We start from the raw sequence: 12,898 nt of genomic DNA, 5'->3' as shown, positions 1-12,898 counted from the left end.
AGCTACCACCAGCATCGGCCGATGCATTCCCACTAGACGTTCACGAAACGCTCCCAATCGCGAGTGTCTTCGACACCACTCGCGCCGTCTCTATTTATAGTCAGCCATTCCTTTGATGAACCGTCTTCGGTACCCCATCCGAAAGCCCTCTCTACGTCGCGCCGACGAGGTTCTTCCCCGTAGGTGACGACGAGGACCCTTGGCTTCACCTCACGGTCAATGAACTCCGAACGTAAAGCGGAGTTCACTGGATGATCTTTGAACGAGTATCCGATTACCAGCCAATCTTCGGCGTTGGAGAGTCCATCAGAGAACATCTCGTACGCGAGGCTAAAAGGGAAACGCGCCACATGCTCTGCTTTATCTCTTCTATTCGCCAGCACCACGACCGGTCGAACATTTGTAGTTTGTTCACGAACAGACCGCCACTGATCTCCGTCTTCGAGCAACTCCCTGGGCAGCTTTGCGTATATCTTGCGATCACGCGTCGCCCAGAAAGTGAGCGACCCGTGCAGGTGGAGCAACCTGACTCTCTTGCCGTCCGGGAACTCACCGCTGCTTGACCGAAGAGCCTGAACCGTGTGTGTGATTTCACCGTCCGCGAGGATGTTCACACGACGGTACCCGTGCCCCATGTCGACTAGATCCGACTGGCACGTTGCCAGCAATGAAGCGAGAAGAAGCGTGTCGTAGTTGAGATTCCCGATGGTCACACGTCCACTGAAGGAGGTCGTGACCGCCTCGACAAGTCGGTGCAGATTCTCGGCCTCATCCACGTACGCGTGGGACCTCTCCGCGATCACCTCGAGGACGTGCGACACACCCGTGTCCCGCACCTGCTCGGCGAACCTGGTAACTCTTCGTATCGCCTTCCGAAGCTTCTTGTCGCGCGGCTTTGTAAGTTCGGCGAGCGCGTCCAAAACGTCCAGAGTCCGGGATTCCGCACCAAACGCGCCGACCAGTGCCTCGAAGTCGTCGGAGCTCCTCGCCCCATCCGGGAGCGTGCGTTCTGCGATCTCTTGCATTGCGGCAACGACATCACCACCGTCGGCCCGCTCGATCCTCCGGAGGACCTCCTCCGTGATGCGCTGAAGATTCAAGTCCGGATTGAACGCGATAGACAGGCCATTGCCGACCAGAACCGCGACGTTGCGCTCGGTGCCCATGTGTAATCCGTCCTCGTTCCTGCGGAGATCTCCTGCTCCAGAACGCTAGCGGAACAACCGCCCGAACCTCTTCTGAAAGACGTGTGGCAGCTCAAAAGCGGGTCAGGAAGCGAAGGCTGCTGACAACTTCACGGACGCTCGCGCTGTGGCTCTGCGGCGAGCGGCGTACCTGGCAGGTGACTAACTCCGAGGAGATCGCAGACGCGACTTCCGACCGGGGTCATCGAACAGATGGAGTCCTCATGTCAGATAGCACCGACTCTCAGCAGAGGCCCCTTGCCGTGGGGTCGCTGTTCTCCGGTGGCGGCACCCGGCGGCCCTATTCGGCGGTGAGGGATGCGAGAAGGTCGAGTTTTTCGGCGTCGGCGCTCTGTTCGGCCGGGTAGTAGACGACAAGGACAAGGTCGTCGATCGGCATCTTCTCGCGGTGGAGGCGCAGCACGCCGAGACTTGGATGATTGACAACCGCGGTGCCACCCGCGAGTTGCCGGACGTCGTGTCGAGCCCACAGTGTGCGGAAGCGTGCGCTGGCGAGCGAGAGCTCGCCGACGAGTTCGATGGCGCGCGGGTCGTCGGTCTCGTCGCCGAGGGAACGACGGAAAGCAGCGATGAACTCGTCGACCGCCGTCTCCCAGTCCTCGTGGAAGTCGCGCTCGGCGGGGTCCAGCATTAACGAGCGCAGTCGGTTGTTCCCTGGCTCCAGGCGGGGGTTGAACGCGATCGCGAACGGATTGGCGGCAAGGACGTCGAAGTAGCGGTTCTCGATGAACGCGGGCATGTTCAGCGCTGCGAGCAGGTCGCGCAGCCGGGCCGGCACCCGCTCAGTGCGCCCGGCGGCTTTCGCGCGGCGGACACGAGGGCGCGGCCCGCCGAGGCTCATCAGGTGGTCGGCTTCGATGTCGTCGAGGCGCAGCACCCGGGCGAGCGATTCCAGGACTTGAGGTGAGGGGTTCTTGTCGCGGCCACGTTCGAGCCTGAAGTAGTAGTCAGCGCTAATGCCGGCGAGGAGCGCAACCTCCTCACGCCGAAGACCGGGGACTCGGCGCCCCGATCCAGCGGGTATGCCCGCCTGCTCGGGAGTGACCAGCGCACGGCGTGCGCTCAGGTACTTCCCGAGGCGGTTGTCGTTGTTGCCGTCCATGTGATCAACGGTAGCTATTCCCGGCCGATCGAAAGGTGCCCTGTCGGGACGCGGATCAGCGGGGTCCTTCCTCGGCTTCGAACATCGGCCGAGCATGGATGCATGCCGGCGATCGAGCCGGGAGACCATCCGGCCAGTGGTCGGAGATGGACACGTGAGGAAGCACATGGATATCAGCGGACGTACCGTCCTGATCGTCGGAGGCACCACGGGAATCGGACGTGCCCTCGCCCAGCGATTCGTTGACGCGGGCAGCACGGTCGTTGTCGGCGGGCGCAACATCGAGCAGGTCGACGGCGTCGAGACGGTGCGCATCGACGTCACCGATGCGGCGTCAGTCGCTCAGGCGCGCGATGAGGTGCTGGCGAAGCACCCCGACCTTGACGTCGTCGTGACGATGTCGGGGGTCATGCTCACTGAGGATCTGCGCGAGCCGGACCACATCGCCCAGGCCGAGACCACGATCTCGGTGAACCTGCTCGGCACGATCCGCGTGATCGACGCGTTCACCCCCCACTTGCTCGGCCGTGGCGCCGGCGACATCATCACCGTTTCCTCGGGCATCGGCTTCCTGCCGTTCCCTCTCATGGCGACGTACGGCGCGTCGAAGGCGGCCGTGCACTCGTACACCGAATCGCTGCGCGCGCACCTCGCTGGCACTGGTATCGCCGTCACCGAGCTGATCCCGCCGGCCGTCGCCAACGCCGGCCAGGAGAAGCTCAACCCGAATGCCCTGCCCATGGGCGACTTCCTCGACGAAGTCATCGGGCTGCTCACCCAGAACCCGACTCCGAAGGAGATCGTCGTCGAGCGTGCCAAGCCCCTCCGCTGGGCTGAGCACGACGATACCTACGAGGAACTCCTCGCCGCCCGGTCCCAGTCGCTCAGCAACCTCCCTGGACGCTGAGCCGGAACGGCGACAACCGGATCATCCTGGCCCGTCGCTTGTGGCGGCAAGGAGCGTAGTGATCGTGTCGCTGATCGGTGTAGGGATGTCGTGTCTGCGCGCGAGACGCGAGATGACGCCGTTGCGGATATCCCATTCGAGCGGCCGGCCGGCTTCCCGGTCGGTGAGGATCGAGGTGCTCATGTCGGCGGGGAATGCTTGGAAGCGGGCCAGGATGGCGGCAGGCGCGTCCTCACCGAGGGCCGCGCCTTCGGCCTGCGCGACGGCCACGCACTCTGCCAGGTAGGCGAGCGTGAGGTACGCGAAGTCAGGGCGGTTGAACACGCCGGCGCGCCGGCCGGTGAGTGCCATGAGCCCTGCGGCGGCGTTCTGGAGAAGTTTGCGCCAGGCGAGGGTGGTGAAGTCCGCCGCGAGTTCGACCTGGCAGCGCGTGTCGCGCAGGACGTCCGCGATGCGCTCCGCCCCCGGTGATGCGGGAAGCGTCAGCCGGGGCTCGCCCCGCAGGAGGATGGTGCCGTCTTCCTGCGACTGCGCCGGGAACCAGACGACCGCGGGGACGACCTCGACTCCCTCAGGAACGTGGGGTCGAACGGCAGCGATCTGCTCGACGCCGTTCTGCAACACGCAAACCACAGTCCCAGGACCGCACAGGGAACGCAGCCAGGGGGCTGCCGCAGCGGTCTGGGTGGCCTTGACCGCCAAGAAGAGCACATCCGCCCTCTCGGGCTGTGCAGCGGGATCGGTGCGCACGGGGCCGGGGACGACGATCCGGCGGTCGCCGTCGATCAGGGTGAGTTCCGTTCGCGTCGTACGACCATAGAGCGTCGGCGTGCTGCCTGCCTCATGCATAAGCGCTGACACCGTCGTACCGATAGCCCCCGGACCCACCACGCCAACCCGTATGCGCCCTCCAGCGGAGCCGCGCCGTTGCTCTGTCACCATGCCCCAATGTTACGCTATTACCCGTGACAGAATCACCACGTAACGCAGTTTCGGCAGTGGAGGACCCACTGCGCCGCTGGCTCGGAACGGTTCAGGCGCGGAGCGCGGGCCTAGTGGCAAGCGAGGCAAAGGTCGTCGACCTCGTGCTGGAGGACCCGTTGTTCGTAGGGAGGAGCACGACGGCGCAAGTCGCCGACCGTGCCGGGGTCTCGGCACCCAGCGTGGTCCGTGCCGCCCGGGCAATCGGGTTCTCGGGCTTCGCCGAACTGAAGCTGGAAATCGCCCGCGCTCGCGGAACAGCGGAGTTCTTCGCCCCGCCACACACGCTCACGAGCACCGATTCGACGCGCACGATCATCGACACGACAGCGCGCACAGGGATCGACGCGCTCACCGCCCTGGGCGGCGCGATCGACCCGGACGCTCTCGACCAGGCGGTCTCTGCGATTCGTGGCGCGGGGCAGCTCCTCGCCTATGGTGCGGGCCCTTCGGCGACGGTCGCGGCCGATGTCGTGTTCCGGCTGCGTTCGCTGGGCGTGCGGACATCGGGAGTCGTCGATCACGAGTCCGCGATGATCGCGGCACGCCTGCTCGACCCTGGCGATGTCGTCGTCGCCGTCAGCTCCACCGGCCGCACCGACATGACCGTCGCGATCGCCGACGCCGCCGCGACCGCCGATGCGACGGTCATCGCCATCACCAACCAGTACGGCACGCCACTCACCGATGTTTCCACGGTTGCACTGGTCGTGGGTGGCGCACCGCTGACGACGCAGATGGCCGCTGCCGGGAGCCGTCTGGCGCAGCTTGTCGTCGTCGATGCTCTCGCGGCCGCGCTGGCACTGCGCGATCCCGACCGTGTCTCGCGCGCCGAGCGGGCCGGGATCGATCTGCCCGACATCACCTGATGCCGCCGGGAACCGTTGCGATCGTCCTCGTCGCCGCAGTCGCCCACGCTGGCTGGAACCTCGTATCGAAGTACAAGAAGGGCGACACGCTGCTGTTCGTGGGCGCTTACACGACCTCTTCCGCGATTCTGTGCCTCCCCCTCGCGATCGGTGCCGCCGTCACCGGTTCGCAGCCGATCACCTGGACCCTGGTCGCCGCTGCGGCCGTGTCCGCCGCCCTGCATCTGACGTACTCGCTCACCCTGCAGGCAGGCTACGACCGAGCAGACCTCGGAGTCGTCTATCCGATCGCTCGGGGTGTGGGGCCGCTGCTCACCATCGTGATCGCTATCCTCCTGCTCGGAGAACGCCCCACGGCACTGGCGGTCATCGGAGCGCTCGCCATTCTCGCAGGCATCCTCGTCGTCACCGGCAACCCCTTTCAGAGAACGGGCGCCCGCCCCCTCCGCGGCATCGTATGGGGTACTGCCACCGGGGCAACGATCGCCGCCTACACGCTCTGGGACTCGTTCGCGATCGGCTCCATCGGACTCGCCCCAGTCAGCTACTACACCGGCACGCTCGTCGTCCAGGTCGTGTTCGTGGCTCCGGCCATCATCAGACGCCGCACAGCGTTCGCGAACACCCTCCGCGTCAATCGCGCGTCTATCGCCGCGGTCGCAGTGCTGTCCCCGCTCGCGTACATCCTGGTGCTGACAGCAATGCAAACCTCGCCCGTGGCGCTCGTCGCGCCACTGCGGGAGGCATCCATCGTGATCGGCGCACTTCTGGCCTGGCGTCTCTTCGGCGAAGGGCACCTTGTCCGCCGGCTGATCGGCGCCGTGATCGTACTTGCCGGCATTGCCGCTATCAGCCTGTAGTACGCGCTGCCAGACTAGGTACGACTCAGCGACTTTCTCCGCGTTTGATCGCCTTTTCGCCGCTCTCAGCACCCAGTGCTGTGGCCTGAGTTCCAACGTGGCACTTCCAGCCTATGAGCGTGATGCGCGCGCGCTGCCGGATATCGCCGCTCTGGTTCAGAGTTTGGTAGCCCACGGTGATCGATCCGCGATCAGGGCGACTCTTCGACGGCGTGATCGTGTCGATTTGGGCAACGACCCTGAGTTCGTCATTCGGTCGTGTTGGGCTTGGCCATTCGATCTCCACGCCTTTACCGATGATTCCTGTAGCCAAGGGCAAAGCCTGCGCGAGCAGCTTCATCGACAACGCAGCAGTATGCCATCCGCTCGCAGCGAGTCCTTCGAAGAAGCTGTCTCGGGCCGCCGTGGCAGAGAGATGGAATGCCTGCGGGTCAAACTGTTCGGCGAAGGCAACGATGTCCTCCTCGCGCAGGAGTACAACGGGCGAATGGAACTGCATTCCGACGGCGAGGTCGTCAAGCCAGAGGCCGTCTGGATTCGCAACATGCGAGCCGGGTGACGTCATCTTCCCGGTTCCTTGATCGAGCGATCTTCCGTCACGTCAACGTTGGTGGTGCGCTCTCGCGGTTGGCGTGAACGTGCGCGGTGCGCGGCGGCTTTCGCGCGGTTACCGCACTGACTCATCGAACACCAGCGACGCTCTCGCGAACCAGACGGGAGCAGGTAGATCATGCGGCATTCCTCGCTCGCGCACTCCCGGAGTCGATGACGCACGTCAGGGCTTGCGAGGATCTCCAGCAGATCCCGAGCCGCGCGGGCGCACATCGCGCTGTGGCTGAGTGCCACCATCTGAGCTTGCGGTCCATGCGAGGTGTTCGCCAAGCGGGGCGGGGGAACATCGGCGCTGGCCCACCGCTCTATCCGCTGCACGGCGAACGATGACACGGGTCGCTCGTGTACGACCCCCGACAGCACTTCCCAGGCATCCTCGCGAAGCTCACGCAACTCCGTCAGCAGCGCTCCCCGATCCACGCTCGCGTCGACCTCGATACCTACGCCGACGAGCCACTGTTCCAGGGCCTCCTCACCGTCGAGGCGCTCGACGCGATGCTCTTCGCCAGCGCCCCGCCGCCCGACGGTTGCGGTGAGGTTGAGAACGAGGGAGCCACCGTCGAAACGAAGCTTCCGCAGTGCCGTGCTGGTTCGAAGGTCGGTAACCATGCAACTATAGTAACCGATAGAACGGTTACTTAGGAGAGTGTATGGGAACTCGATTGCCTGGTTGGGCACGCGTCGCGACCGGTATCACCGTCGTGGGGTGGGGAGCGAACCAGTTCGCTGCTCTGCTACCGGTGTACCGGGAGACCGCCGGCCTGCCGGACTCGTTCATCGCCCTCGCGTTCGCTACCTACATCGTGGGTCTCATCCCGGTGCTCTTCGTCGCCGCCGAGGTCGCGGACCGCGTTGACCGACGTTGGCCGGTCCGAGTTGCGGTCATCCTTTCCGCTGTCGCCTCTGTCGTGCTGTGCCTCGGCTCGCAGGACGCCTGGCTTCTCCTTCTGGGCAGGTTCTTCTCCGGTGCAGCGGCTGGTGCAGTTCTCGGTCCAGGCACGGCATGGGTGACGGACTTGTCTGCGGATGACCGCTCCGCTGCTCCGAAGCGAGTGGCGGTCGCGCTCTCCGTCGGGTTTGGTGGCGGCCCGCTCGCAGCAGGGCTCGTCGCGCAATGGGCACCGCTACCGGAAGTCCTGCCCTACGCCCTCCACCTGCTCATCTCGGCCATCGCGGCTGCGCTGCTATGGCGGGCCCCAGATACCTCCCTCGACCACGAAGAACTCGTCGAGCAGGCTGAAGTCTCCGCCCCAGAACCCGTATCGAGACGCCGAGCGAGTTTCTGGAGCGCGATCATGACACGGCCATTCCTCTGGACCATTCCGCTCACGGCTCCGTGGGTCTTTGGCGCTGCGACGATGAGCTTCGCCGTGATCCCGTCGGTCATCCATGTCCATGGATTCGAGGCCGCCACGGCGGGGATCATCACGGGACTCACCATGGGCACCGGGGCACTCATCCAGCCTTTGGCGCAACGCATCGAGCGCGGCAGGGCCGGACGAGCCTTCCCTCTAGGGATGGGAATCGCCGCTCTAGGGATGCTCCTGGCCGCGGGAACCTTCGCGGCGCGGCTCACCATCCTGATGCTCCCCAGCGCTATCGCCCTCGGCGCCGCGTACGGCTTGGTGCTCGTCGCAGGTCTTCGTCGCATGGAGGAGATCGGTCATCCGAAAGATCGCGCACGGCTCAACGCCGCGTTCTACTCGCTCTCCTATATCGGCTTCGCCCAGCCACTCGTCTTTGCACTCGTCGCAGTGACGCCGAACGCCCAAACTCTCTACGCGGTCCTCGCCGCCATCGTGGCCACTGTGACCATGGTCGGCATCGCGATCAGATCCAGAGAGTCCCATGCATAGTGGCGACAACACCATATCTGTTCGACGTCGAGTAGGCCGGTATCACCTTTGCTCGCGCATCGACCTGCTCTTTGAACCGGCAGCCTCTCGGTCGTCGAATCATGGACATACGCGCAGTCTCCTTCTTGCTGTTACAACGAGTCCGGCCAGCCCACGCCACCAATTGGGCTGAGGAAGCGGATGGGACGTGTCCGCCGAAGCGGCCGGCGAGAGCAGACTTCGTGAGGCGTGCGACCCTGCGATAGACGCGTCGCCCGGAGAACAGTTCGGGCTCATGTCAGCGATCGAGATATTGCGCTGCGTCCCGACGCAGGAGTTGACGTTTCCGGTCGTCACGCTCATCCACGTAGTGTCCGGAAAGATCGATTTTTGTACGGATGTGTCGATACAGCGCTTGGCACCCGGGTCAGCGGTGGCGCTCGGCTCGCACAGGAGGCACCAACTGTTGCCGCTATCGCCATCACGGCTGTGGGTGATCTATGCCGACGAACCCTTCATTAGGGCGCAGATGCGCTGGCTCTTGCGGCCACGGCAGCACGTTCGTCGAGGCGTGCATCCTGATGACTGGGACGGCAACTCCCTGGTACTTACCCCAGGAATCGAGTCCTTTCGGCGGCTGGAACCGATCTGGCGACAGATAAGTGTGCTTCCAGATACGTGTTCATCGCCCGAAGAGATATCGATTCGCACAGTCGAGCTTCTCGCGAGGTGGGTTGGCACAGTCGCACCGGTCTTCCTTACTGAAGACAGTCGCTCTCTCCACGTGCCCACCCGGAATCAAGTGCCGTCTTCGGAGCGGCAGGCAGATCCGGCAATGATTGGGCACGTCGGACGGGCTGCGCGGCTGCTTCGGGAGCGCATGGGCGAGCCGTGGACTGTTGCGTCGCTGGCCCAAGAGCTCGCGCTGTCTCGCACGCACCTAACACGGCTGTTCTCGACGCACATGGGGGCCAGCCCAATGCGATTTCTTACCGAAGTTCGCTTGACCGAGTTCAGCCGCCTCATTGATGAGACTGATCTATCAGTCCGTCAAGCGGCACAAGCGGTCGGCTGGGCCGATCCGCGCGTCGCCTCGGCGTGGTTCTCTAGACGATTCGGCGTAACGCCGACCCACTACCGGCATCGCCTACCCACGCCCGGCAGCGAAACTGCGTAGCGACGAGTTCCCGCGCGCTCGTCGGCGGGTGGCGCCCTCTCGAACTCGTCGTATGAATCGCGTTACTCGTCAAGCGACCCGGACAGCCCCCAAAGGCTCGACATCACCGCGAGCCAGGAGATAGACCGGATCGGACTCGTCGGGTCTGGTCAGATCCCTGGCGGTCTCGTACTCACTCGTTCCTCTCGGGCCTCCTGAACACCCCGGCGCGTACCTCATGGTCGCAAGGGTTCGCGGCTGTCGTGTCGTGGGCCTCGCCGGGAGGAGGTCCGATGATGGCGACGAAAGAGGAAGCCCGAGCCGCGCGGGATGCGAAGCTCGACGAACTTCACGAGCGCTTGACTGGCGAGGTCGAGACGCTGGTTTCTGGTGAGGACTGGGCGCGGGCGTTGTCGTTCGCGGCGCGGTTCCGGTCGCGTTCGTTCAACAACACGTTGCTGATCTGGGTGCAGCACGAAGCCAACTTCGCTGCGGGGCGGGTTGCTGAGCCGTTCCCGTCGTTCGTGGCGGGGTATCGGCAGTGGCAGCAACTCGGACGTCAGGTGCAGAAGGGGCAGCCGGGGCTACAAATCTTCGCCCCCGTCACGGGCCGATTCGCGTCCTCGAATCCGGCAGATGCGGATTCGTGGCGGCGGCTGGAGCGCGGCGAGAAGCCCCGTGCTGGGGAGGTGGTGCGGTCGCGGATGATCGCCGCCCGGCCTGCCTATGTGTGGGATGTCTCTCAGACCGATGGTGATCCGATCCCGGAGCCGCCCGCGCCGAAGCTGTTGGAGGGTGAAGCTCCGGCTGAGCTGTGGGAGGGGCTGGTCGCGCAGGTGGAGGCGGCGGGGTTCACGCTGCTGATGGTGCCGCATGAGGGGATGATTCACGGCGCGAATGGCATGACGGATTGGCAGGCGCGGACAGTGACGGTGCGGGAGAACATGGACCCCGCCGCGCAGGTCAAGACGCTCGCCCACGAACTCGGTCATGTGCTGCTGCATGACCCGGATAGCGAGGATGCGCGGCATCATCGCGGGATCGGTGAGGTCGAGGCCGAGTCCGTTGCCCTGATGGTTGGTGCCGCTCACGGGATGGACACCTCCGGTTACACGATCCCGTACGTCTCTTCCTGGGCTGCGCGTGTCGATGGGAAGGAGCCGGTCGAGGTCGTCAAGGCAACCGGTGAGCGGGTGCGGAAGGCGGCTCTGGGGATTCTCGATCAGCTCGACACCGTGATGGTCGCTGATGGCACCCCACCAGGGCTGGATCGTGAGGCGCCGAAACAAGAGCAGCCGCAGCGCACGGTCGCATCGTCGCCGGTTCCTGCTGCGTCATCGGCGTCTCGGTCATCTGGGGTCGTGAGGGGGCTGTGAGATGCCGTCGATCAGCGATCTCCTCGCCCACACCAGCCGCCTCACCCTGACGGAGGCCGCGGCCGTGTTTGCTGCTGCCGGGGTGCCGGTGTTCCCGTGCGTGCCTGGTGAGAAACGGCCACTGACTCAGCACGGTTTCCACGACGCCACGACCGATCCCGATCAGATCAGCGCCTGGTGGGGGCGGTGGCCGACAGCGAACATCGGCATCCCCACCGGCCCAGCATCCGGGGTGGATGTCGTTGACGTGGATATCCACGGCGAGGAGTCGGGGTTCCCGGCGTTGCAGCGGGCTCGTCGGGCGGGGCTGATCCCGGCGTGGGCAGGACTGGTGCGGTCACCGTCGGGTGGCCTGCACATCTACTTCCCGGCCGACCTGGAGGATGGGCAGTCGTCGTGGCAGGCACCACCGGCGCATATCGACTTCCGTGGCGCGGGCGGCTACATCATCGCCCCACCCTCCGGCGTCACCCAGCCGGATGGCAGCACAGGAGTCTACGAGCTGCGCGCCACTGGTGTTGTCGAGGCGCAGCCGGTGGATGCCACCCGGCTGCGGGAGTTCCTAGACCCGCGCCCACCGCTCCCGTCTCGGTCGGTGCCGGCACAGAGTCTGGATGCGGATCGTCTCGGCCGCTGGGTCGCGTCGCTGGGTGAGGGTGAGCGGAATCGTGGCCTGTTCTGGGCCGCCTGCCGATTGGCAGAAGCAGGCACCAGGCCTGCTGAGACGTTCGCCGCGCTCGGGCCGGCGGCCGAGCACATCGGCCTGAGTACGCGGGAGGTGTCGGCGACGATCCGCTCCGCCTACCGCACCACCAACCCGGCACCGGCAAGTAGCGCGCGCCCTTTCGGTGACGCCCCGAGAACGCGCGCCCCTGCCGCTACCGGACGGGGGCTGTGATGGAGACGCGGACGCGGAGTGTGCGGCTCGCGGTCGTCACCGCGATCGCGGGAACGGTGCTGATCGCGTTGGGGGCGTTCTGGCTCTCATTCACCGCGCTTGCTGATCTGGCGCGTCGTTCCGGGATTAGTGCGGGGCAGGCGTGGGCGTGGCCGCTGATCGTGGACGGCATCATCGTCGTCGCAACCGTTGCGGTCGTTGCCTTGGCTGGGCAGCGGGCGGCGTGGTATCCGTGGGTTCTGCTGATGGGTGGGGCGGCCGTCTCGGTGACCGCGAACGCGATCCACGCCATCCTCACCGCCGAAACCGACGTACCCGCGCTGCTGGCAGCGGCCGTTGCTGCGGTGCCACCCGTGGTTCTGCTGGCGATCACGCATCTGACCGTGATCCTCACCCGCAGCACTACCAACGCTGCATCGCCCGTTCCCGAGAGTCGGGTGCCGCTCAATCTCGCCACACCCACCGCGTCTGTAACCGCCGTCGAGTCCGCTGCGCCCGATGACTCCGGTGACCGGCGAGAACAGGCGGCGGAGCTGCGCGCTGAGGGGTGGTCGAACAAGAAGATCGCCCGCGAACTCGGCGTGCATCCGTCAACGGTGGGCCGCTGGCTCCCGACCCCAGAACCACAAGAAGAAACCGATGATCCGCCCACAGCGGTGGAGGAAGAGAGAACACCATGAACAATCAGAACAACGGCCCTGGCAAGCGCGAGGTCGAGGACATGACGCCGGATGCGATCGAGGCCGAGAAGACCCGACAGCAAGCCGCCGACCTCGCCCAAGAGCAGCACAAGGCGCGGGGTGTGGATTGGGTGCGCCCGACCGATCTCATGGCCCGGCACTCTGCCGTGGTTGCGGGGCGCGGGATCGACTTCCAAGCCGAACTGTCGCGTCGCACTCGCACCGGCATCGCTACCGGCGCAAGAGCGGTCGGTGCCGGTGCGAAGGCGTTGGCGGAGCGGGCGAAGCAGTTGCCGCCCCTGTCCGCGTTCGGTCGCCGCACCAGCTCGCGGGAGCCGGTGACTCGTGGTGCGGTCGGGAAAAGCTAGGCCGGTGAGATGCCATGAACACGCAATCGATGACGGGATCTTTTCTGTG

14 protein-coding genes are annotated in these 12,898 nt (G+C 65.4%); 9 read left to right on the top strand and 5 right to left on the bottom strand.

The annotated features are described in order from the left end of the window. Nucleotides 1–32: 32 nt before the first annotated feature. Nucleotides 33–1,166, bottom strand: coding sequence for a hypothetical protein (locus tag ACQBAS_RS05835; protein WP_421009184.1), 1,134 nt, complete (start codon nt 1,164–1,166; stop codon nt 33–35). A gap of 319 nt (nt 1,167–1,485) precedes the next feature. Then, nucleotides 1,486–2,307 (bottom strand): helix-turn-helix transcriptional regulator, encoded by an 822-nt coding sequence (locus ACQBAS_RS05830; RefSeq protein WP_421009183.1) that lies wholly within the window; start codon nt 2,305–2,307, stop codon nt 1,486–1,488. Between the two features lie 166 nt (nt 2,308–2,473). Here ACQBAS_RS05830 and ACQBAS_RS05825 point away from each other — a divergent pair, with 166 nt between their 5' ends. Continuing rightward, entirely contained in the window at nt 2,474–3,214 is a 741-nt protein-coding gene (locus ACQBAS_RS05825; protein ID WP_427385415.1) for an SDR family oxidoreductase, read from the top strand. 21 nt (nt 3,215–3,235) lie between these two features. Here ACQBAS_RS05825 and ACQBAS_RS05820 read toward each other — a convergent pair whose 3' ends face one another. After that, the gene (locus ACQBAS_RS05820) at nt 3,236–4,063 is read right to left on the bottom strand and encodes an oxidoreductase (protein ID WP_427385414.1); all 828 of its coding nucleotides are present in this window, start codon (nt 4,061–4,063) and stop codon (nt 3,236–3,238) included. A 206-nt stretch (nt 4,064–4,269) separates the two neighbouring features. On the opposite strand from ACQBAS_RS05820, the gene ACQBAS_RS05815 reads away from it, so the two are divergent. Further along, nucleotides 4,270–5,064 (top strand): MurR/RpiR family transcriptional regulator, encoded by a 795-nt coding sequence (locus ACQBAS_RS05815; protein ID WP_427385413.1) that lies wholly within the window; start codon nt 4,270–4,272, stop codon nt 5,062–5,064. Then, complete coding sequence (locus ACQBAS_RS05810) at nt 5,064–5,924, top strand: EamA family transporter (RefSeq protein ID WP_421009179.1); 861 nt, start codon at nt 5,064–5,066, stop codon at nt 5,922–5,924. The genes ACQBAS_RS05815 and ACQBAS_RS05810 overlap by 1 nt, the downstream gene beginning before the upstream one ends. 25 nt (nt 5,925–5,949) lie before the next feature. Here ACQBAS_RS05810 and ACQBAS_RS05805 read toward each other — a convergent pair whose 3' ends face one another. Then, on the bottom strand, nt 5,950–6,489 hold the full coding sequence (locus ACQBAS_RS05805; RefSeq protein WP_421009178.1) for a MaoC/PaaZ C-terminal domain-containing protein: 540 nt from the start codon (nt 6,487–6,489) through the stop codon (nt 5,950–5,952). Continuing rightward, complete coding sequence (locus ACQBAS_RS05800; protein WP_421009177.1) at nt 6,486–7,145, bottom strand: CGNR zinc finger domain-containing protein; 660 nt, start codon at nt 7,143–7,145, stop codon at nt 6,486–6,488. Before ACQBAS_RS05800 ends, ACQBAS_RS05805 begins: the two co-directional genes overlap by 4 nt. Nucleotides 7,146–7,276: 131 nt before the next feature. Between ACQBAS_RS05800 and ACQBAS_RS05795 the strand changes: the two genes are divergently transcribed. The 6 genes from ACQBAS_RS05795 (at nt 7,277) to ACQBAS_RS05770 (ending at nt 12,849) form a co-directional block, all read left to right on the top strand. Then, entirely contained in the window at nt 7,277–8,392 is a 1,116-nt protein-coding gene (locus ACQBAS_RS05795; protein WP_427385412.1) for an MFS transporter, read from the top strand. 274 nt (nt 8,393–8,666) lie between these two features. Next, entirely contained in the window at nt 8,667–9,548 is an 882-nt protein-coding gene (locus ACQBAS_RS05790; RefSeq protein WP_421009175.1) for a helix-turn-helix domain-containing protein, read from the top strand. A 275-nt stretch (nt 9,549–9,823) separates the two neighbouring features. Continuing rightward, nucleotides 9,824–10,903: an ArdC-like ssDNA-binding domain-containing protein gene (locus ACQBAS_RS05785; protein WP_421009193.1), complete on the top strand. Its 1,080-nt coding sequence runs from the start codon at nt 9,824–9,826 to the stop codon at nt 10,901–10,903. 1 nt (nt 10,904) lies between these two features. After that, a complete protein-coding gene (locus ACQBAS_RS05780; RefSeq protein WP_421009174.1) occupies nt 10,905–11,801 on the top strand; it encodes a bifunctional DNA primase/polymerase in 897 nt (298 codons plus the stop codon). Then, the gene (locus tag ACQBAS_RS05775) at nt 11,801–12,481 is read left to right on the top strand and encodes a DUF2637 domain-containing protein (protein ID WP_421009173.1); all 681 of its coding nucleotides are present in this window, start codon (nt 11,801–11,803) and stop codon (nt 12,479–12,481) included. The genes ACQBAS_RS05780 and ACQBAS_RS05775 overlap by 1 nt, the downstream gene beginning before the upstream one ends. Further along, nucleotides 12,478–12,849 carry a hypothetical protein gene (locus tag ACQBAS_RS05770; RefSeq protein ID WP_421009172.1) on the top strand — a complete coding sequence of 124 codons (372 nt, stop codon included), beginning with the start codon at nt 12,478–12,480 and terminating at the stop codon, nt 12,847–12,849. Before ACQBAS_RS05775 ends, ACQBAS_RS05770 begins: the two co-directional genes overlap by 4 nt. Nucleotides 12,850–12,898 lie beyond the last annotated feature (49 nt).

The organism is Janibacter zhaoxuefangae, from assembly GCF_050271985.1.
In the GTDB taxonomy this organism is placed as follows: Bacteria; Actinomycetota; Actinomycetes; order Actinomycetales; family Dermatophilaceae.
The sequence above is the reverse complement of the archived record's forward strand: the minus strand, read 5'-3'. Positions and strand labels throughout refer to the sequence as shown.

Bases quoted from the DNA above. Each gene is read 5' to 3' on its own strand.
- ACQBAS_RS05785 (WP_421009193.1), top strand. From the start codon at position 9,824: ATGGCGACGAAAGAGGAAGCCCGAGCCGCGCGGGATGCGAAGCTCGAC.
- ACQBAS_RS05790 (WP_421009175.1), top strand. From the start codon at position 8,667: ATGTCAGCGATCGAGATATTGCGCTGCGTCCCGACGCAGGAGTTGACG.
- ACQBAS_RS05805 (WP_421009178.1), bottom strand. From the start codon at position 6,489: ATGACGTCACCCGGCTCGCATGTTGCGAATCCAGACGGCCTCTGGCTT.
- ACQBAS_RS05770 (WP_421009172.1), top strand. From the start codon at position 12,478: ATGAACAATCAGAACAACGGCCCTGGCAAGCGCGAGGTCGAGGACATG.
- ACQBAS_RS05825 (WP_427385415.1), top strand. From the start codon at position 2,474: ATGGATATCAGCGGACGTACCGTCCTGATCGTCGGAGGCACCACGGGA.
- ACQBAS_RS05835 (WP_421009184.1), bottom strand. From the start codon at position 1,166: ATGGGCACCGAGCGCAACGTCGCGGTTCTGGTCGGCAATGGCCTGTCT.
- ACQBAS_RS05820 (WP_427385414.1), bottom strand. From the start codon at position 4,063: ATGCATGAGGCAGGCAGCACGCCGACGCTCTATGGTCGTACGACGCGA.
- ACQBAS_RS05810 (WP_421009179.1), top strand. From the start codon at position 5,064: ATGCCGCCGGGAACCGTTGCGATCGTCCTCGTCGCCGCAGTCGCCCAC.
- ACQBAS_RS05800 (WP_421009177.1), bottom strand. From the start codon at position 7,145: ATGGTTACCGACCTTCGAACCAGCACGGCACTGCGGAAGCTTCGTTTC.
- ACQBAS_RS05780 (WP_421009174.1), top strand. From the start codon at position 10,905: ATGCCGTCGATCAGCGATCTCCTCGCCCACACCAGCCGCCTCACCCTG.
- ACQBAS_RS05775 (WP_421009173.1), top strand. From the start codon at position 11,801: ATGGAGACGCGGACGCGGAGTGTGCGGCTCGCGGTCGTCACCGCGATC.
- ACQBAS_RS05830 (WP_421009183.1), bottom strand. From the start codon at position 2,307: ATGGACGGCAACAACGACAACCGCCTCGGGAAGTACCTGAGCGCACGC.